Source organism: Amycolatopsis sp. CA-211722 (genome assembly GCF_056828465.1).
On record NZ_CP184752.1, the window covers coordinates 2,533,947 to 2,552,917 of the forward strand.

At 69.0% G+C, this 18,971-nt stretch carries 21 protein-coding genes; 14 read left to right on the top strand and 7 right to left on the bottom strand.

The features are described 5' to 3' along the window. Nucleotide 1: 1 nt before the first annotated feature. A complete protein-coding gene (gene wzm, locus ACOCEP_RS12395) occupies nucleotides 2–955 on the bottom strand; it encodes a galactan export ABC transporter permease subunit Wzm/RfbD (RefSeq protein WP_482337358.1) in 954 nt (317 codons plus the stop codon). 144 nt (nucleotides 956–1,099) lie between these two features. On the opposite strand from wzm, the gene ACOCEP_RS12400 reads away from it, so the two are divergent. From ACOCEP_RS12400 to pseI, 4 genes are read left to right on the top strand one after another with little or no spacing between them, the layout of a single operon-like run. Then, nucleotides 1,100–1,729 carry a hypothetical protein gene (locus ACOCEP_RS12400; protein WP_482339696.1) on the top strand — a complete coding sequence of 210 codons (630 nt, stop codon included), beginning with the start codon at nucleotides 1,100–1,102 and terminating at the stop codon, nucleotides 1,727–1,729. Nucleotides 1,730–1,764: 35 nt separating this feature from the next. Then, a complete protein-coding gene (locus tag ACOCEP_RS12405; RefSeq protein ID WP_482337359.1) occupies nucleotides 1,765–2,199 on the top strand; it encodes a hypothetical protein in 435 nt (144 codons plus the stop codon). Further along, a complete protein-coding gene (locus ACOCEP_RS12410) occupies nucleotides 2,196–2,714 on the top strand; it encodes a GNAT family N-acetyltransferase (protein WP_482337360.1) in 519 nt (172 codons plus the stop codon). The genes ACOCEP_RS12405 and ACOCEP_RS12410 overlap by 4 nt, the downstream gene beginning before the upstream one ends. 10 nt (nucleotides 2,715–2,724) lie before the next feature. Then, nucleotides 2,725–3,780 (top strand): pseudaminic acid synthase, encoded by a 1,056-nt coding sequence (pseI, locus tag ACOCEP_RS12415; protein ID WP_482337361.1) that lies wholly within the window; start codon nucleotides 2,725–2,727, stop codon nucleotides 3,778–3,780. Here the strand turns inward: pseI and ACOCEP_RS12420 are convergent. Together ACOCEP_RS12420 and pseB are read right to left on the bottom strand one after the other, a co-directional pair. Beyond that, nucleotides 3,777–4,910 carry a DegT/DnrJ/EryC1/StrS family aminotransferase gene (locus ACOCEP_RS12420; RefSeq protein WP_482337362.1) on the bottom strand — a complete coding sequence of 378 codons (1,134 nt, stop codon included), beginning with the start codon at nucleotides 4,908–4,910 and terminating at the stop codon, nucleotides 3,777–3,779. The two genes, pseI and ACOCEP_RS12420, sit on opposite strands and share 4 nt — an antisense overlap. After that, the gene (gene pseB, locus ACOCEP_RS12425; RefSeq protein WP_482337363.1) at nucleotides 4,903–5,886 is read right to left on the bottom strand and encodes a UDP-N-acetylglucosamine 4,6-dehydratase (inverting); all 984 of its coding nucleotides are present in this window, start codon (nucleotides 5,884–5,886) and stop codon (nucleotides 4,903–4,905) included. Before pseB ends, ACOCEP_RS12420 begins: the two co-directional genes overlap by 8 nt. A 49-nt stretch (nucleotides 5,887–5,935) precedes the next feature. On the opposite strand from pseB, the gene ACOCEP_RS12430 reads away from it, so the two are divergent. The 5 genes from ACOCEP_RS12430 to ACOCEP_RS12450 are packed head-to-tail and all read left to right on the top strand — an operon-like array spanning nucleotide 5,936 to nucleotide 9,390. Further along, the gene (locus tag ACOCEP_RS12430; RefSeq protein ID WP_482337364.1) at nucleotides 5,936–6,682 is read left to right on the top strand and encodes a cytidylyltransferase domain-containing protein; all 747 of its coding nucleotides are present in this window, start codon (nucleotides 5,936–5,938) and stop codon (nucleotides 6,680–6,682) included. Next, complete coding sequence (locus ACOCEP_RS12435) at nucleotides 6,679–7,641, top strand: spore coat protein (protein WP_482337365.1); 963 nt, start codon at nucleotides 6,679–6,681, stop codon at nucleotides 7,639–7,641. The genes ACOCEP_RS12430 and ACOCEP_RS12435 overlap by 4 nt, the downstream gene beginning before the upstream one ends. Nucleotides 7,642–7,669: 28 nt before the next feature. After that, a complete protein-coding gene (locus ACOCEP_RS12440; RefSeq protein ID WP_482337366.1) occupies nucleotides 7,670–7,891 on the top strand; it encodes a hypothetical protein in 222 nt (73 codons plus the stop codon). A gap of 53 nt (nucleotides 7,892–7,944) precedes the next feature. Next, entirely contained in the window at nucleotides 7,945–8,181 is a 237-nt protein-coding gene (locus tag ACOCEP_RS12445) for a hypothetical protein (protein ID WP_482337367.1), read from the top strand. Between the two features lie 48 nt (nucleotides 8,182–8,229). After that, the gene (locus ACOCEP_RS12450) at nucleotides 8,230–9,390 is read left to right on the top strand and encodes an epoxide hydrolase family protein (protein WP_482337368.1); all 1,161 of its coding nucleotides are present in this window, start codon (nucleotides 8,230–8,232) and stop codon (nucleotides 9,388–9,390) included. A gap of 6 nt (nucleotides 9,391–9,396) precedes the next feature. Here ACOCEP_RS12450 and ACOCEP_RS12455 read toward each other — a convergent pair whose 3' ends face one another. Further along, the gene (locus ACOCEP_RS12455) at nucleotides 9,397–10,008 is read right to left on the bottom strand and encodes a bacterial proteasome activator family protein (protein WP_482337369.1); all 612 of its coding nucleotides are present in this window, start codon (nucleotides 10,006–10,008) and stop codon (nucleotides 9,397–9,399) included. Between the two features lie 134 nt (nucleotides 10,009–10,142). Between ACOCEP_RS12455 and ACOCEP_RS12460 the strand changes: the two genes are divergently transcribed. Beyond that, a complete protein-coding gene (locus tag ACOCEP_RS12460; RefSeq protein WP_034309809.1) occupies nucleotides 10,143–11,342 on the top strand; it encodes a cysteine desulfurase-like protein in 1,200 nt (399 codons plus the stop codon). Between the two features lie 73 nt (nucleotides 11,343–11,415). Here ACOCEP_RS12460 and ACOCEP_RS12465 read toward each other — a convergent pair whose 3' ends face one another. Beyond that, complete coding sequence (locus ACOCEP_RS12465; protein ID WP_482337370.1) at nucleotides 11,416–12,393, bottom strand: NAD(P)H-quinone oxidoreductase; 978 nt, start codon at nucleotides 12,391–12,393, stop codon at nucleotides 11,416–11,418. A gap of 80 nt (nucleotides 12,394–12,473) precedes the next feature. Here ACOCEP_RS12465 and ACOCEP_RS12470 point away from each other — a divergent pair, with 80 nt between their 5' ends. The 3 genes from ACOCEP_RS12470 to ACOCEP_RS12480 all read left to right on the top strand — a co-directional run bounded on the left by ACOCEP_RS12470 (nucleotide 12,474) and on the right by ACOCEP_RS12480 (nucleotide 15,568). After that, nucleotides 12,474–14,015, top strand: coding sequence for a M28 family peptidase (locus ACOCEP_RS12470; protein WP_482337371.1), 1,542 nt, complete (start codon nucleotides 12,474–12,476; stop codon nucleotides 14,013–14,015). An 85-nt stretch (nucleotides 14,016–14,100) separates the two neighbouring features. Continuing rightward, complete coding sequence (locus tag ACOCEP_RS12475; protein ID WP_482339697.1) at nucleotides 14,101–14,922, top strand: helix-turn-helix transcriptional regulator; 822 nt, start codon at nucleotides 14,101–14,103, stop codon at nucleotides 14,920–14,922. 64 nt (nucleotides 14,923–14,986) lie between these two features. Then, nucleotides 14,987–15,568, top strand: a complete 582-nt coding sequence (locus tag ACOCEP_RS12480) for a dihydrofolate reductase family protein (protein WP_482337372.1) — start codon at nucleotides 14,987–14,989, stop codon at nucleotides 15,566–15,568. 307 nt (nucleotides 15,569–15,875) lie between these two features. Here the strand turns inward: ACOCEP_RS12480 and ypfJ are convergent, their stop codons facing one another. Further along, complete coding sequence (gene ypfJ / locus ACOCEP_RS12485) at nucleotides 15,876–16,799, bottom strand: KPN_02809 family neutral zinc metallopeptidase (protein WP_482337373.1); 924 nt, start codon at nucleotides 16,797–16,799, stop codon at nucleotides 15,876–15,878. A 538-nt stretch (nucleotides 16,800–17,337) separates the two neighbouring features. Here ypfJ and ACOCEP_RS12490 point away from each other — a divergent pair. After that, nucleotides 17,338–17,841, top strand: coding sequence for a MarR family winged helix-turn-helix transcriptional regulator (locus tag ACOCEP_RS12490; protein ID WP_482337374.1), 504 nt, complete (start codon nucleotides 17,338–17,340; stop codon nucleotides 17,839–17,841). Here the strand turns inward: ACOCEP_RS12490 and ACOCEP_RS12495 are convergent. Then, nucleotides 17,831–18,964 (bottom strand): RNA polymerase sigma factor, encoded by a 1,134-nt coding sequence (locus ACOCEP_RS12495; protein ID WP_482339698.1) that lies wholly within the window; start codon nucleotides 18,962–18,964, stop codon nucleotides 17,831–17,833. The genes ACOCEP_RS12490 and ACOCEP_RS12495 overlap by 11 nt on opposite strands. Nucleotides 18,965–18,971: the final 7 nt, after the last annotated feature.

Below are 18,971 nucleotides of genomic sequence, written 5' to 3' on the forward strand. Positions count from 1 at the left end.
GTCACACCCAATAAGAGACGCGGGAACGGTAATTGCGCATCGCGACCAGCGCGAGGATCCAGCCGACGACGGTGATGCCTGCCACCACGTACCAGCTGTTGACGCTGACTTCCTGCCCGATCAGTGGTGCGCGCACGATCTGGATGAAGTGGAACAGCGGATTGCCGTGGACGAACGGCAGGGCCCACGAGGTGGCGGCCCGCGCGCCGCCGGCCAGCAGCTGGTCGATCGGCCACACGATCGGCGTCATGTAGAAGAGCAGCTGGATGAGCGAGCTGATCACCTGCGGGATGTCGCGGTAGCGGGTCGAGATGATGCCCAGCAGCAGGGTGACCCAGCCGGCGTTCAGGGCGAGCATGAAGAAGCCGGGGATCGCGGTGAGCGAGTACCAGCCGATGCCGGGATGGCAGATGCCGGAGAAACCCGGATTGCAGTTGCCGGTGTTCAGCGAATAATCGTGGTTGAGCGAGGAGAAGAAGATCGCGATGACGATCACGTAGACGATCAGGTTGTGCATCAGCATCAGGGTCTGGCGCCAGACCGTGCGAAGCACGTAGACCGAGAGCGGCGCCGGTAGCTGCTTGATCAGCCCCTCGTTGGAGATGAAGGTCTCCATGCCCTCGGTCAGGCAGCCGCTGATGAAGCCCCAGATGATGAAGCCCGTGCTCAGGTAGGGCAGGAAGGTGTCGATCGGCATGCCGAACAGCTGCGAGTACAGCAGCCCCAGGCCGAGCGCGATGACGCCCTGGCTGATGGTGATCCAGAACGGGCCGATCACCGAGCGGCGATAACGCTGCTTGATGTCCTGCCAGCCGAGGTGTCCCCACAGCTCTTTGGCGGCGAAACCGGTCTTGATGTCGGCGAACGCGCGCGAAAAGGTCTTGCTGTCCGAAATCGGTGGAACCGAGGTCGGCGCAGCACCGTCGGCGGCGTGAACCGTGCTGGTGGCATGCACGGGAACGAGGGTACCGATGGGGCCGATGATGCTGGGGCCGCCCCGCCCGACCACGGAAAGCTACCGTCGCATTCGCAGTCGAACGCGGTGCGTGTGCTGGTACTTTCTGCCCTCATGACTGCTGCACTCGGCGACGCGAGCCTGATGGTCAATCTGCTCGCCGCATACGCCGACCGGCCGGAGCCCCGTTCGGTGGCCGTGGTCGGCAATCAGCCGCTTCCGCCGGACCCCCGGCGGGCGAAGGCCATCGACGCCTGCGATCTCGTGATCCGCGTCAACGGCTTCGTCGTCGACGAGCCGGGTGGTCCGGAGACCGTCGGCAGCCGGGTGCACGTCGTCGTGTTCAACCGTGCCGTCCGCGCCACCAAGCACGTCTTCCGCGACTACCGCAAGCGGCTCTACCTGCTGGTCGAGCCGGGGCGGATGCATTGGGAACCCGAAGACATCCCAGGCTGGTGGCCCGCTGATCTCGGTTTCGTGCCGGTGCCGAACCGTGAAGTCGTCCTGCCGCTCTCGGACGCGCTCGGGCTGCCGAGCCGTGAACAGGGCCTGTGGTCGACCACCGGGACGCTGGCCGCCTGGATCGCGCGCACGTCGTTTCCACACGCCAACCTGATCCTCTCCGGGTTCTCGTTCATCGACGACCCGAACCAGACACATTGGGAGCACGCCGCGGGCGATTCCTGCATCGTCGGTCCGGAACACCAGATCGCCGCCGAGGGCAGGCTGCTGGATTCGTGGACGAAGACCGGCGAGACCGAACTCCTGCGCTGAAGTCCCAGCCAGCCCACCCCGAGAAGGAACCACCCATGGCAGTGCAGAAACTCCGCAGCGGCGTGATCGCCCGGATCGCCCGGCTCATCGACTTCCGGATCGACGAGCGGCTCCGCGATCTCAACGGGCGCGTCAACGACCTCGAATACGCCACCGCGGACCACCGCCGCCGGCTCGACGGCACCGAGAGCGGCATCGAGCACGCCCGCGGCGACCTGCGCTGGACCCGCGCCGAGCTGGACCGCTTGATCCCGAGCGTCGCGGCCCAGGAGGCCCAGCTGGAGGATCTGCGCGAGTCGCTGTCGCTGTCCGTGCACGCCGACAAGCCCGAGCTGGCCGAGGCGCGCAGCCTGATCCAGGAGATCCAGCGCCAGCACGCCCAGATCCGCGTCCGGCTCGCCGGGATCGCCAGGTACGAGGACCGGCTGCGCCGGATCGAGGACACCATCACCGCCCCCGCGGGCGAATGACCGGCCTGCTGGTCGAAGCCGGCGAGGACGACCTCGACCAGATCCGGCGGTGGCGCAACCACCCGTCGGTCCGGCAGGTCAGCTTCACCACGCACGAGATCGGTGTCGAAGAACACCGTGGCTGGTTCGAAGCCGTCCGCGCGGATCCGAGCCGTCGTGTTCTGGTCTACCGGCACGACGGCGTGCCCGCCGGTGTCGTGTTGTTCAGTGACATCGATACCGAGGCCGGAAGCGCGGAATGGCACTTCTACCTGGACGTCGAGGGCCTCGGCCGGGAACTCCTCCCCGCTTGGCTGAAGCTGGAGGGCGCCGCCGTCGATTACGGTTTCGACGTGCTCGGCCTGAACCTGCTCGGCGGTGCGACGCTTGCGGACAACCGGCAGGTGCTGCAGCTCCACAAGCGATTCGGCTTCACCGAAACACGCAGGTATGTTCGAGAGGTCGACGGCGAGCCGCGCGAGGTCGTCTGGACCGAACTGCGTGCCGCCGACCGCCGGACCAGGAAGAAGAGGTAGCCCCACCCCGATGACCGCCACCGAGGTGCGCATCGGCGCACATGTCCTCTCGACGGCGCGTCCGCCGTTCGTGATCGCCGAAATGTCCGGTAACCACAACGGCGACCTCGGCCGGGCGCTGGAGATCGTCGACGCGATCGCCGAAACCGGCGCGCAGGCGGTCAAGCTGCAGACCTACCGGCCGGACACGATCACCATCGACGTGGACACGCCGGACTTCCGGATCGGCGACTCGCATTCGCTGTGGGGTGGCGAGAACCTCTACAAGCTCTATGAGCGCGCCCACACGCCGTGGGAATGGCACGAGCCGCTGTTCGAGCGTGCCCGCGCCCGTGGCCTGGAGATCTTCTCCAGCCCGTTCGACCCGACCGCCGTCGAGCTGCTGGAGTCGCTGGACGCGCCCGCGTACAAGATCGCGTCATCCGAGATCGTCGACCTGCCGCTGATCGAACTGTGCGCGAAGACCGGCAAGCCGCTGATCATCTCGACCGGGATGGCCAGCGTCGCCGAGATCGACGCGGCGGTCCGGACCGCGCGTGAGGCGGGCAACGACCAGCTGATCGTGCTCGGCTGCACCGCGAGTTACCCGGCGTCGCCCGCCGAGAGCAACCTGCGTGGCCTGCCCGTACTGGCGGGCGTGACCGGCACGCTCGTCGGCCTGTCCGACCACACACCCGGCATCGGTGCCCCGCTGGCCGCCGTCGCGCTCGGTGCCGTCGCGATCGAGAAGCACGTGACGCTGGCGAGGAAAGACGGCGGCGTCGACTCGGAGTTCTCACTGGAGCCTGCCGAGCTGGCCGCGTTGGTCACCGAGTCGCACCGTGCCTGGGAGGCGCTGGGCGCCGCCGTGATCGGGCCGCGCGAGAGCGAAAAGGAAGGGCTCCGCTTCCGGCGTTCTCTCTACGTCGTCCAAGACGTACGTGCCGGTGACACGGTCACGCGGGAGAACGTCCGCTCGATCCGGCCCGCCGGTGGGCTCGCGCCCGCCGAGATCGTGAACGTGCTCGGCCGCACCTTCGCGTCCGACGTCCCGAAGGGCACCGCGCTCACCTGGGGCCTGATCTAGCCGAAGAAGCTGTGGACCTCGTCGATGACGCGGTCCACGTCGGCGTCGGTCAGCGCCGGGAACAGCGGCAGCGAAAGTTCCTGGCTGTAGTACAGCTCCGCGTTCGGGCACATCCCGCGCCGGTATCCGAGGTCCTCGAACACCGGGTGCCAGTACGCGGGGATGTAGTTGACCTGCACGCCGATTCCCTTGGCACGCAAGTGATCGAACAGCTCGCGGCGACGTCCTTCGAGGACTCGCAGCGGGTACAGGTGCCACACCGGGTCCGCGCCTTCGCGCACGGCAGGCGTCAGCACTCCATCCAAAGAGGACAGTTCGGCGGTGTACCGCGCGTGGATCTCCGCGCGGCGCTTCTTGAACTCGGCGAGCCTGCGAAGCTGGCTGCTTCCCAAGGCGCACAACACATCCGGCAAGCGGTAGTTGAGGCCGAACTCGTGCACCTCCTGATGCCACGGGCCCTCGTCCGGATAACGCTGCGACGTCTTGTCCCGCACCAGACCGTGATTGCGGAAACCCCGGGCACGCGTTAGCAGTTCGTCCGAAGCGGCCACCACCGCGCCGCCCTCGGCCGTGGTGAGGTTCTTGGTGGGGAAGAAGGAGAACGTGGTGAGGTCGGCGAGCGAACCGACCGGCCTGCCCTGCCAGCTGCCGCCCACCGAATGCGCGGCGTCTTCCAGCACCAGCGCGCCGTTGTCGTGCGCGATCCGGCCGAGTTCGTCCAGTTCGGCCGGGTGGCCGGCGTAGTCCACGGCGGCGACGACCTTGGTCCGTGAGGTGACGGCCGCCGAAGCCGCCGCCGGGTCGAGGTTGCCGGTGTCCGCTTCGACATCGGCGAACACGACCTTGCCGCCCAGCAGCGCGGCCGTCGCGGCGGTGGCGACGAACGTCATCGGCGAGGTGACGACCTCGTCGCCGGGGCCGATCCCGGCCGCCGCGTACGCGACGTGCAGCGCGGCCGTGCCCGAGGTGACGGCCACCGCGGGCGTGCCGCCGGTGTGCTCGGCGAGGTCTTCCTCGAAGCGGGTGACGGCGGGGCCGGTGGTCAGCCAGTCGCCGCGCAGCACCTCGGTGACGGCGGCGACGTCCTCGTCGGAAACGGACTGACGGCCGTAGGGAAGGAACTCAGCCATACTGCTCGACCAGGTCGCGCAGCTCGTCCGCGTCGAGCCACAGGTCGTTGGTGTCCGAGCGGTACGCGAAGTTCTCCGGCACTGCCTGGCCGTCCAAAGGCGGCTCGTAGCCCCAGCCCGCGATGTGCGGCTGGACGACGTAGCGGTCGCTCAGCCGCACCGTCCGACGGGCGTCGTCGGGGGCGATCATCTCTTCGTGCAGCTTCTCGCCGGGACGGATGCCGACCTCGTGCATCGGTGAACCGGGCGCGATGGCCTGCGCGAGTTCGACCAGCCGCATGCTCGGGATACGCGGCACGTACAGCTCACCGCCGTTCATCTGGTCGAAGGAGTCGACCACGAACTGCACGGCCTGCGGGAGCGTGATCCAGAAGCGGGTCATCTCCTTGTGCGTGATCGGCAGCGACTCGCCCTTGGCCGCGAGCGCGCGGAAGAACGGGATCACGCTGCCGCGCGAGCCCATCACGTTGCCGTAGCGGACCACGGCGAACCTGGTCGGATGTGTCGCGGCGTAGTGGTTCGCGCTGATGAACATCCGGTCAGCGCACAGCTTCGTGGCGCCGTAGAGGTTGATCGGGCTGGACGCCTTGTCCGTCGACAGCGCGACGACCTTCTTCACACCCGTGTCGATCGCGGCTTCGATGACGTTCTGCGAGCCGACGACGTTGGTCTGCACGAATTCGAACGGGTTGTACTCACCCGTGTCGACCTGCTTGAGCGCGGCGGCGTGCACCACGTAGTCGACGCCGTGCATCGCGCGCTCGAGGCGGCGGCGGTCCCGGATGTCGCCGATGAACCACCGCAGCCGCGGGTCGTTGTCGAACTGCTGCCGGGCCTCGTACTGCTTGAGCTCGTCGCGGGAGAGCACGACCAGCCGTCGCGGGTTCAGCTCGGCCAGGGCGTAGGTGATGAACGCCTTGCCGAACGAACCGGTCCCGCCGGTGAGCAGGATGCTGGAGCCATCCAGCTCGGACATCGTTGACCTCCGCGTTTCGGTGCTGCTGCCGCAGGCCATCATGTCACCCATGGATCCAGCCCCCGGGGCCCACGTGGTCAACGCCGTCATCCAGGCGCGAGCGTCGTCCACCCGGCTACCTGGCAAAGTGCTCCGTCCGCTGGCGGGCCGGAGTGTGCTCGGCTGGGTCGTCCGCGCCGCCGCGGCCTCGCCGGGAATCGACCATGTCGTCGTCGCGACCTCGACGGAGGCCGACGACGACGCGGTGGCCGAAGAGGCCGCCCGGCACGGCGCGTTCGTCGCCAGAGGGCCGCTCGACGACGTCCTCGCGCGGTTCGCGGTCGCTGTCGAGTCGTATCCGGCCGACGCCGTGGTGCGGCTCACCGCCGACTGCCCGCTGCTGGACCCGGAGCTGATCGGGCACCTCGTCGCGATGTGGCGGGCGCGGCCGTCGCTGGACTACCTGAGCACGACCCTCGTCCGCACGCTGCCCCGAGGTTTCGACGCGGAACTCGTGCGTGCGGAGGTGCTGGCCGAACAGGTCGAGATCGCCCGTGGCGCCGATCGTGAACACGTCACTTCGGGTATCTACTCGCGTCCGGAGACGTACTCGTGTTCCGGTGTCGTGGTGAGCCCGGCCGCCGACGACCTGCGCGTGACCTTGGACACCGTCGAGGACTGGACGGTCATCGACGGCGTCGTGGCGGAACTGGGGGACCGTGTCGGTGACTGGCGCGAGGTCGTCGGGGTGCTGCGGTCCCGGCCCGATCTCGCGCGGCTCAACGAACACGTCGAGCAGAAGAAGGTGGCCGGGTGACGAAGCTGGTGCTGCGGGCCGACGCCTCCGGGACGATCGGCGCCGGCCATGTCTCGCGCATGGTCGCCTATGCCGAACGCGCCGTCGCGCGGGGCTGGGATGTCGTGTTCGCGGGCGCCGTGGACAACGCCGAATGGCTGGCCGCCCGGTTCGGTGAACTGTCGGTTCCGGTGGTGCCGTCCGTGCCCTTCGACGGCTTCGACGCCGTGGTCGTCGATCACTACGGCATCGGCGAGATACGCGGGGAAGTCAACGCCGCCGGCGCGCTCCTGGTGTCCATCGAGGACGACGTGTTCGGCAGGCGCGCGGCGGATCTGGTCGTCGACTGTGGTTTCGCTCCCGCGCCGCGGCCCGACGACGGCTCCGGCGACCTGCTCAGAGGCGTGGCGTATGCGCCGATGCGGGACGTCGTCCGCAGTGCGCGGGAGAAGCGTCGCGGCCGTGAGGAGGCCGAGCGGCCGCATGTGACCGTGGTGCTCGGCGGTGGGACGGAATGGGCCGGGACGGTCAGTGTGCTCCTGCACGCTTTACGTGACACGAAACTGCCCTTCGTCGCCGACGTGCTCGTACGCGGTGAACCTGTGGTGCCAGACGCCTTGCCCGGCCAGGAATTCCGCATCGCGCCGCCCGGGCCAGGGCTGCTGGATCTGCTGGTGGAGACGGACGTGGCCGTGAGCGCGGCCGGCGTGACGCTGCTGGAGCTTTGCTGCCTTGGAGTACCAACCGGAGTCGTGAAGCTGGTCGACAACCAGGAGACCGGGTACCGGGGCGCACTGGATCTCGGGCTGGCGGCTGGACTGGGAAGCGCGGCGGCGCTGGACGACGATGCCGTGGAGACCTTGCGGGCCCTCCTGCTGGACGGGGAGACGCGGCGGCGGTTCTCGGAGACGGCCGCGTCCGTCGTGGACGGCCATGGGGTGGACCGCGTGCTGGACCGGCTGGACGACGGCGTTGGCTGAAGACAGGGAAGTCAGTGGGGACTTCCGGGTGAGGCTCCTGAGTGCTGTCGCCACGGAGCTGACCATCTTCGAGATCCGCCCTCTGCTCGCCGCCGAAATCGAGCGGGGTGTCCTGCGGGAGAAGCTGTACCAGGAACTGCTCGACACGATCTTGCTTCTCCGTGCGCAGGGACGAGAAGCAGAGGAAGATCGGGTCGCGGATGTCGCGGATCTGATGTCGGACTGGGTTCCGCCCGAACATCGTTTGTAGTGACAGGGACACTGGAACGAGGGTTTTCCGATTCCAGGGGGCGACGTGTGGCTGTGAGCAGCGACTTCCGCGAAAAACTGCTCGACATCGTCACGAACAGGCTTTATGGCAAGGCCAGGCCATTGCTCATCGAGGAACTCGAGCGCGGAACCTCTCGTAATGACCTGTTCGAAGAGCTCATGGACCTCATGCTGTTCCTCCGCGCGGAGGGCCGAGAGGCCGACGAGGACGAAGTCGCCGACATCGCGGAGCTGATGACGTCGTGGGCCTTGCCGGAGTTCCGAGTCTGATCGGAATCAAGGACCGCGACTGTCCTCGATCCTCCCTACCGTCGCCCCATGACCGATGAGATCTCGCCGTTCACCATCGCCGTCCCCCAGCGGGACCTCGACGACCTCGCCGCCCGCCTGGCGAACACGCGCTGGCCCGACGAGATCGACGGCGTCGGCTGGGGGCTCGGGACGCCGCTCGGGTACCTCCAGGAGCTGGCCGAGTACTGGCGGCTCCGCTACGACTGGCGCGCCCACGAGGAGCGCCTCAACGGCTTCCCGGGTTTCCCGACGAACATCGACGGCGCGAACGTCCACTTCCTGCACGCGCGGTCGCCGGAGCCGGACGCGGTCCCGTTGGTGCTCACCCACGGGTGGCCGGGGTCCATTGTGGAATTCCTCGACGTCGTCGGCCCGCTCTCCGACCCGCGCGCGTACGGCGGTGACCCCGCGGACGCGTTCCACGTCGTCGTGCCGTCGCTGCCGGGGTTCGGCTTCTCGGGGCCGACGACCGACGCGGGCTGGGGCACGGGCCGCATCGCCGATGCCTGGACGGTCCTGATGTCGCGGCTCGGGTACGAGCGGTTCGGGCTGCACGGCGGTGACTGGGGCGCGATCGTGTCGCGCGACGTGGGCGTCCGGTCACCGGAGCGGGTGATCGGCGCGCATCTGACGATGCTGCCGCACGCGGTGCCGGAATCCGAGGCCGATCTCGAAGGGCTCACCGGTGAAGAACTCGCGCGGGGAGAGGCGGCGCTGGCGCGTGGGCGGGAGTTCCAGACCGGCGAGCTGGGCTACGCGATGATCCAGGCGACCAAGCCGCAAACGCTTGCCTACGGGCTCACCGACTCACCGGCCGGGCAACTGGGCTGGCTGGTGGAGAAGTTCAAGTCCTATTCGGACTCGCGGGACGTCCCGGAAGACGCGATCGATCGCGACGACCTGCTCACCAGCGTGATGCTCTACTGGCTCACCGGCACGGCGAACTCGTCTTCGCGGATCTACGCCGCGCTGGGCCCGGCCTGGGGCGAAGGGCCTGCGAAGTCCACGGTGCCCACCGGGGTGGCCGTGTTCCCGAAGGACACCGGCCTGCCGATCCGGCACCTCGCCGAGCGCACCGAGAACATCGTGCACTGGTCCACTCCGGACCGAGGGGGTCACTTCCCCGGGCTGGAGGTGCCGGATCTGCTCATCGACGACCTGCGGACGTTCTTCCGCCGGTTCCGCTGACCCCTGTCAGAGGTACTGGCCAGGCCCGTGAGACTCGCCGGCCCCGTGCCCGCCCAAAGCGGCGCCGCCCGCGGAAGGACCGGCCGGGAGGCCGCGCCGCATCTGCTCCAGCTGCACTCGCGCGGCCATCTGCTGCGCGAACAACGCGGTCTGGATGCCGCTGAACAGCCCTTCCAGCCAGCCGACCAACTGAGCCTGAGCGATCCGCAGCTCGGCATCGGACGGCGTCGAGTTCTCGGTGAACGGCCGCACCAGCCGCTCCAGCTCGTCCTGCAGCTCGGGCGCCAGCGCCTGCTCCAGCTCGCGGATGGAGGTCTGGTGGATCTCGCGCACGCGCGTGCGGCTGGCGTCGTCCAGCGGCGCGGCGCGGACCTCTTCCAGCAGCTGCTTGATCATCGTGCCGATGCGCATCACCTTGGCGGGTTCTTCGACGAGGTCGCCGAGGGACTCCTCGTGCCCCTCCTCGCCGGAACCGGACTCGGAGCCGGGGGAGGCGAGGCGTGCGGTGCCGACCGGGGTGCCGTCGGGACCGACGACCACCACATGGTGTGGGGAGTCTCCGCCGCCGTCACCGGGGGTGGTCGATTCGCGGGAAACTGGGTCGGTCATGTGCTCCATCCTGGCCTACGTCGGGCGCGAAGCGCAGTGTGGTTTTCGGCGCCGTCTCCGAGCGTAGCGGGAATCGTCGCACCCCGTGTCCGGGCAGCCAACCCCGGGTAAAGCGCCAAACCGCACGTCCGTACGGTGTCCCCATGGCGTTCGACGTCGCTCGTATCCGTGGGCTGTTTCCCGCGCTGGGTGACGGCTGGATTCACTTCGACGGCGCCGCCGGAATGCTCGTACCTGAACAGGTCGCTTCGGCCGTATCCACGGCGATGCGCGCTCCGGTGTCCGGGCCGGGTGGAGCGTTTCCGGCCTCCCAGCGTGCGGAAAGCATCGTCACGGCCGCTCGCCGGGCGGTCGCCGACCTGGTCGGCGCCGATCCGGCCGGGGTCGTGCTCGGCCCCAACGCGCCCGATCTCATCCGCCGTCTCGTCGACGCGATGGCCGATCGCTGGACGATCGGCGACGAGGTCGTCGTCTCCCGGCTCGACGAGGAGGCCAACCTCGCGCCGTGGCGCCGCGCGGCGAAACGCGTCGGCGCGGTCGTGCGCTGGGGCGAGATCGACATCGAGACCTGCGAGCTGCCCGCCTGGCAGTACGAGAACCTCGTCTCCGCGCGCACCAAGGCCGTCGCGGTGACACTGGCGTCCGGTTCGGTCGGCACCCGGCCCGACGTCCCGACGGTGATCGAGTTCGCCAAACGGGTCGGCGCGCTGGTGGTCGTCGACGCGACGTACGCGGCGCCGTTCGTCCCGCTGGACCTCAACGCGCTCGGTGCCGACGTGATGGTGGTTTCGGCGCAGGCCTGGGGCGGCCCGTCGGTGGGGGCGCTGGTCTTCCGCGATCCCGAGCTGCTCGAACGCCTGCCGTCGGTGTCGCTCGATCCGGCCGCGCGCGGGCCGGCCCGGATGGAACTGGGGCCGCACGCGTACCCGTTGCTGGCCGGCCTGATCGCGTCGATCGACTATCTGGCCGGTTTGGACGACGCCGCGATGGGTTCACGGCGCGAGAAGCTGGTGACGTCGCTGGGTTCGGCGAAGTCGTACCACGCGGGACTTCTGGCGCAGCTGTCCACGGAGCTGCGTTCGCTGCGGCACGTCATGGTCATCGGCGACGCCATGCGCAGGATCCCCGCGCTCGCGTTCGCCGTCGCGGGCAAGAAGGCGCCCGAGGTCGCCGAATACCTGGCTTCCCAAGGGCTCTGCGCCTTCGCCGACGACGGAACGAGCGGTGTCTTCGGCTCGCTCGGCGCCGCCGAAGTCGGTGGCGCCGTCCGCATCGGACTCGCGCACTACTCGAACGTCTTCGAGGTCAATCAGCTCGTCCGGGTGCTGGAAGAGATCCGCTGACGCCGCAATTCGTCCTCTAGTTGCGGTAGTTGCACACGCAAGTACCGCAACTAGAGGACGAATTGCGGGAGGGTCAGGACTTCGCCGCCAGCAAGACCTTGCCGAAAACCGTGCCGTCCTCCAAAGCGCGGTGCGCTGAAGCGGCTTCGGCCATCGGGACGACCTGGCCGACGATCGGCTTCACCGAACCCTGCTCCACCAACGGCCACAGCCGCTCGCGGACGTCGGCGACGATCGCCGCCTTCTGCTCCAGCGGCCGCGACCGCAGCCCGGCGGCGTACACGCTCACGCGTTTGCCCAGCAGCTTGCCGATGTTCAGCTCGCCCTTGACCCCGCCCTGCATGCCGATGATCACCAGCCTGCCGTCGGCTTTCAGCGCGTCGATGTTGCGGTCGAGGTACTTGGCGCCCATGTTGTCGAGGATGACGTCCGCGCCGCCGGTTTCGGCGCGCAGCACCTCGACGAAATCCTGCTCCTTGTAGTTGATCGCGATGTCGGCGCCGAGTTGGCGGCAGCTCTCCAGCCGCTCCTCCGAACCCGCCGTCACCGCGACCGTCGCGCCGAGCGCCTTCGCGACCTGGATCGCGTGCGTGCCGATGCCGCCCGCTCCGCCGTGGACGAGCAGGACCTCGCCCTCGGACAGGCCGGCGTGCATCACCACGTTCGCCCAGACGGTGCACGCGACTTCGGGCAGTCCGGCGGCCGCGAGCAATTCGACTTCGGCGGGAAGCGGAAGCAGTTGTCCTGCCGGGACAGCGACCTTTTCCCCATAGCCCCCACCGGCGAGCAAAGCACAAACCTCGTCGCCGATTCGCCATCCTTCGACGCCTTCGCCGATTTCGCTGATCGTGCCCGAACATTCGAGTCCGATGATTTCGCTCGCACCGGGTGGCGGCGGATAGTTTCCCTGACGTTGCAGCAGGTCAGCACGGTTGACGGCGCTCGCGGCGACCTCGATGACGACTTCGCCTTCACCGGCCACGGGATCGGGGACCTCGGTCCATTCGAGAACATCGGGATCGCCGGGCTCACGGATGGTGATCGCGTACATACGAACGACCTTATCCCGGTGTCATAAAGTCCGCCGAACGTCGGTTGACCTGTGGCGCGAACCACACAAAGGTGACGCCCATGTCATATTCGCGAAGAAGCATTGTTCCCTCGATCGTGGTGGCGGCCACCGCCGCGCTCACGGTCGGGATGGCTCCCGCTGCGACGGCCGCCACGGGGATCGACGGCCCCGCGCTGGCGAAGCAGCTCGTCAACAAGGTCAACGTGAACAACGTCAACCGCCACCTGATCGCGTTCCAGCGGATCTCGGACGCGACCGGAGGCCGCCGCGCCGCCAGCACCGAGGGCCACAAGCGGTCGGCGGAGTACGTCGCCACGAAGCTGGAACAGGCGGGCTTCACGGTCACGCGGCAGGAGTTCCCCTTCACCTACGCGGAGACCCTCGCGGAGAACCTGACGGTCGCGGGCGCCGACGTCCCGATCATCATCATGTCCTACAGCCCGTCGACGCCCGCGGGCGGAATCACCGCGCCGCTCGCGGTGGTCCCGGTCGACGACACCAGCGGCTGCGAAGCGGCCGACTACGCCGGCGGGGTCGCCGGCAAGATCGCGCTGATCCAGCGCGGCGGCTGCTCCTTCGCGCAGAAGCAGGCGACGGCCGCCGAGGCGGGCGCCATCGGCGCGATCGTCTACAACAACGTCCCGGGCCCGGTCAACGGCACCCTGGGCGACCCGGCCGCGGGCAAGATCCCGACCGGTGGCATCACCCAGGCCGACGGCCAGGCCCTCGCCGGCAAGGCAGGCGCCTCGGTCACCCTCGACCTGCGTGCCTTCCAAGAGGCGCGGACCAGCTACAACGTCCTCGCCGAGACCAAGACCGGCCGCAAGGACAACGTCGTGATGCTCGGTGCCCACCTCGACAGCGTCACCGAGGGCCCCGGTATCAACGACAACGGCACCGGTTCCGCCGCGCTGCTGGAGACCGCGCTGCAGCTGGGCAGCAAGCCCAAGGCCAACAACGCCGTCCGCTTCGGCTGGTGGAGCGCCGAGGAGTTCGGGCTCGTCGGCTCGACCCACTACGTCAACTCGCTGAGCTTCGAAGAGCAGCTCAACATCGCGCTGTACTACAACTACGACATGATCGGCTCGCCGAACGCGGCGTACTTCGCCTACGACGGTGACAACTCCGACGGTGTCGGCGCGGGCGCGGGCCCGTACGGTTCGGCGCAGCTCGAGAAGACCCTCGTGGACTACCTCCAGCAGGGCAAGGGTGTCCCGGTCGAGGGCACGGACTTCACCGGTCGCTCCGACTACGGCCAGTTCATCGCGGTCGGCATCCCGGCCGGTGGCCTGTTCACCGGTGCCGAAGGCGTGAAGACCGCCGCACAGGCCGCGAAGTGGGGCGGTAGCGCCGACGTTCCTTACGACAAGTGCTACCACCAGGCCTGCGACAACCTCGGCAACGTCGACCGCGTCGCGCTCGAGCGCAACTCGGACGCCGTCGCCTGGGCGCTGGGCGTGTACGCGACCAGCACCGAGAACATCAACGGTGTCTCGGGTGCCAAGGCCACGAAGGCGAAGGCGCTTCGCGCGGCGGAGCGGTCGCAGCAGCGGAGCCTGACGGCTTCCGTCCACGCCGACGACCACCACGTCGCCGCCTGATCCAAGTACGCCGAAGCCCCTTTCCTCGCCTGGCGCGAGGGAGGGGGCTTCGACGATGCTTGGGGGCGTGGAGTACGTCTCCAGAGTGCCGCGACCGCCGCTCGACGGGCTGATCGACGACCTCTACTACCTGCGGGGCGCGCCGCCGTACGCCCGGCTGACGCTGCCGCCGATGCCCGGCGCGTTCCTCATCGTCAACCTCGGGCCGCCGTTCCGCATCCGCGCCGGCGCCGAAATCGAGGCGGCCGAATACGCCGACGGCTGCCTGGTCACCACGCCCACCCGGGCGGTGGAGTTCGGCTACCCACCCGGGACCCGGTCGGTCGGCGTGCACTTCAAACCGTGGGGGCCGGCGCAGTTCCTGCCGATGCCCGCGGCCGAGCTGTGCGACCGGCCGGTGACCCTGGAGCAGATCTGGGGCAGGTCCGCCGTCGCCGAGCTGCGAGACCGGCTGGCCATGGCGGCCGGGCCGCGACAGATGCTGACGCTGCTCGAAGACGAGCTGCTGCGACGGCTGCGCGAGACCGCCGGCCTGGGACTGGTCCGCCATACGAGCGGCGTTCTCGCGGCGACCGGAGGGACGGCGGCGATCGGCGACCTGAGCGTCGCGGCCGGGGTCAGCGGCACTCATCTGGCACAACGGTTCAAACGGCTCGTCGGTGTCACGCCGAAGCGGCTGGCCCGGACCTACCGCCTCACCGCCGCCGTGTTCGCGATCGATCCCGCCGGACCGATCGACTGGGGCGCCCTCGCCAGTACGGCCGGCTATTTCGACCAGGCCCACTTCGGCCACGAGTTCCGGGAGTTCACCGGGCTCACGCCGACCCGGTACCTCGAAGTCCGGCGTCGGTTCCTGCGCGAGCACCCCGGCCACGCGCTGGACGGCTGGCCGCTGCCCGCCGATTGATTTCTTACAAGAGCGGCGGCGCGCGACCGGCTAGTTTCGGGGCATCCCAAGAAGAGGAGGGCCCGTGGGCAAGGTGGTCATGTACGGCTCGGTGTCGGTGGACGGCTTCATCGCGGACGAGAGCGACCAGCCCGGACCGCTGTTCGACTGGCTGACCGGCGGTGACGTCCCCCTGGACGACAGCGGGGCGCTCAAGGTGTCGCAGGCGTCCTACGACCACACCCGGGCGTACTGGGACCAGATCGGGGTGACGATCGCCGGCCGCCGCGTCTTCGACCTGACGGACGGCTGGGACGGGAAGCCGCCGAGCGGGATCGACCACGTGGTCGTCGTGACGCACCGTCCGGCGCCCGAGGGGTGGGACCCGGGGGCGCCGTTCCACTTCGTCGACGGCGTCGAGGCGGCCGTGGCCAAGGCACGGGAGCTCGCGGGCGACCGCGTGGTCGAGGTCGCCGCCGGTGACGTCGGTGGCCAGGCGCTCGCCGCGGGCCTCGTCGACGAGGTGCGCATGGACGTCGCACCCGTGGTGTTCGGCTCCGGCAAACGCTTCTTCGGATCGGTCCGGGCGCAGCACCTGCTGGAGGATCCCGACGTGGTGATCCAAGGCGAGCGGGTGCTTCACCTGCGCTATCGGGTGCGCGGTTGACCTGGTCAGGGAAGGTGACTCGTGAGTGGCGCTTCCAGACACGCGAGTTACGTGCCTGATCACGCGAGTTACGGCTTTACGCACGCCGAGCACCTGCGGACTTCGAACGCACGACCCACTCAAAAACCGCACATCAGTCACCAATCAGACATTCCGCCGCTTCTAAGCGTCCCTTGTGGACACTCAAGGCGTGGCCGGCTCCCGTGGCAGGCCCGGAACCATCGTCGCGATGGCTGCTTTCGCTGCATCAGACGCGGCGAAGGGAGCCTTCAGCCCGCCCGCGAACACGCCCGTTCGAGGCCAAGGCTCAGCCCAGGCTCCTGGCCGCGAAGGTGTCGCACCGCGCGGGCTCGCCGGTCTCGAAGCCGGTGGTGAACCACTTCTTCCGCTGCGCCGACGTGCCGTGGCTGAACTTCGACTCGTCGACCCGGCCGCCGCCGAGCTTCGACTGGATGTAGTCGTCACCGATCCGCGAAGCGGTGTCCAGCGCGGAGTCGATGTCCGCCTGGGTGACCTCGGTGATCAGCGGCCGCCCGGATTCGGTCGGGGTGGTCGTGGCGTGGTTCGCCCAGACTCCGGCGTAGCAGTCGGCCTGCAGTTCAAGCCGCACCGAACCGGACGTCGGCCCGCTGCCGGTGCCCTTCTTGGACACCCCGGTGAGGTTCTGCACGTGGTGCCCGTATTCGTGGGCCAGCACGTACGCCTCCGCGAACGGCCCGCCCTGCGCTCCGAACCGGCTGCGGAGTTCGTTGAAGAAGTTGAGATCGATGTAGACCTCGGAGTCGCCGGGGCAGTAGAACGGCCCGACGTCCGAAGTCGCGCTGCCGCAGGCGGTGTTCACGCCGCCGTTGAAGAAGTTGGTGACGGCCTTGCGATAGGTCGACCCGGACCGCTGGAACTCCTGCCCCCAGTAGTCCTGGATCGAGTTGATGAAGGCGACGATCGCGCAGTCGTGGTTCCGGTTCGCGTCCGCGCCGGTCTTGCACTCCTGTGACAGCGACGTGTTGTCCATCTGCTGCCCGGAGCCCACGCCGCCGAGGCTGCCGATCCCGCCGGACGACGGGTTCAGGCTCACGCCGCCGAACTGGGACAAGAGGAAGTAGATGACGAGACCGACCACGCCGAGCCCGCCGCCGCCGAGTGCCACCCGGCCGCCGATACCGCCGCCACCACCGCCACGCAGGTCCTCGACCTCGGAGGTGTCCAGGCCCGCGCCTTCGTCGAATCGCACGGGGGAAGCGTAGCCGGAAGACCCCGGATATGCCTGGGTGCGGCCACGCAGTGCGGCCGCACCCAGGACTACCGAGGTTGTCTTGTTCCGATCGCCGGTTGGCCGCGATCACCGGGCCGGCGCCGGGCACTGCCGAGGCGGTCGAAGAGGCCGCGAACCCGAAACAGGCCGGAGTGACGCCGAATGCGCGAGAATTGTCGAGCGCATCTTGAGATGCCCGCGCTCATCGCTGTTCGCAGTCGCGACCGACCCGGTTCTTTCCGTTCCGGTCGCGGGGACACAGCAGGCGGTCAACCGCGAGAATCACCCGCCATACCATCACCTGATCCTTCCCGGCTGGGGAGCAGGCCCGGCGACCTTCGAGGAGATCGCCCGCTACTTGCCCGACCATCCGCTGACAAGCAGAATGCGCCTTTTCTCGCCGAGTCTCAACCTTTTCGTAACCCTCCTTCGGGCGAATGTCCCGCCGGGTTTTTCACGGGCCGAAAAGTGACCGGTGGGTATGCGCCTTGTGCGATCAACGCTCTACTCTGCGTGGATGGCGGTGGAGCAGAAGGAAGTGCGCTGGCTGTCCGAGTCCGAGATGGTCGCCTGGCGCTCGTACATCGTCGCCACCATGCGGCTTCGGCAGCGCCTGCATCGCGAACTCTCCGACCGTCACGACGTCACCCTCGCCGACTACGAGGTCCTGGTCTGCCTGTCGCTCCAGCCCGACCGGCGGATGCGGATGACGGAGCTGGCCAGCCTGCTCGGCTCGACCAAGAGCAGGCTTTCGCATCAGATGGTCCGGCTGGAGGCCGACGGGCTCATCCGCCGCACGCGCGACCCGGCGGACAAACGCGGTGTCGTCGCGGAGATGACGGAAAGCGGCGCGGAGCTGCTGGAGGGCGCCGCGCCGACGCATGTCGAGGGGGTCCGGGAGCATCTGATCGACCTGCTGAGCCCCGAAGAACAGCGGGTGATGGGGCAGGTTTTCGGGCGCGTGCTGGATCACCTGTCGGAGATCGACGGCCTTCCGCGCCTGCCGCCGATCACTTCTTGAGACGCGCGGCCTGACGCGTCAGGTGGGCGCGTTCGGCCAGGTTGGCCGCCTTGCCGGCGGCCTCGCCGTACAGCCGCGCCGCCGTCGCCAGGTCGCCGTCGCGCTCGTGCAGGTATGCCGCCACCGCCGCGTACCTCGGCAGCGAGTCGTCCAGTTCCGCGAGCGCGGCCAGACCGGCGCGCGGGCCGTCCGCCTCGCCGACGGCCACCGCGCGGTTGAGCCGGACGACCGGGCTGCCGGTCAGCCGTGCGAGTTCGTCGTACCACTCGACGATCTGCGGCCAGTCGGTCTCCCCGGCGGTGGGCGCGTCGGCGTGGAGCGCCGCGATGGCGGCCTGTGCCTGGAACTCGCCGAGCCGGTCGCGGGCCAGCGCCGCCTGCAGGATCTCGACGCCTTCGGCGATCAGGCGTGTGTCCCATTCGCCGCGGTCCTGCTCGGCGAGCGGGACCAGCTCGCCGCCGGGCGCCGTCCGCGCGGCGCGCCGGGCGTGGTGGAGCAGCATGAGGGCGAGCAGGCCCGCGACCTCGGGATGGTCGATCGAGGCCGAGAGACGGCGGGTGAGCCGGATGGCTTCGGCGGCGAGGTCGACGTCGCCGGAGTAACCCTCGTTGAACACCAGGTAGAGCACGCGGAGCACGGTCGCGACGTCGCCTGCCTGGTCGAAACGCACGCCGGAGACGGTGCGCTTGGCCCGGCTGATGCGCTGCGCCATGGTCGCTTCGGGGACCAGGTACGCCTCGGCGATCTGGCGGGTGGTGAGCCCGCCGACGGCGCGCAGCGTGAGCGCGACCGCCGAGGACGGCGTCAGCGACGGGTGGGCGCACAGGAAATAGAGCTGCAGCGTGTCGTCCACCGCGGGGGCGGGGCCGGGGGAGGGCTCCTCGTCGACGAGGTCTTCGCGACGGCGACGGGAGGCGTCCGACCGGGCCATGTCGAGGAATTTGCGCCAGGCGACGGTGACGAGCCAGCCTTTCGGGTCCTTCGGCCGGTCGCCGGGCCAGACGCGGACTGCTTCGATCAGCGCTTCCTGCACGGCGTCCTCGGCGGCCGCGAAGTCGGCGCCGCGGCGGCAAAGGATTCCGAGGACGTTCGGCGTGAGACTCCGGAGGAGGGCCTCGTCCAGCTCGGCG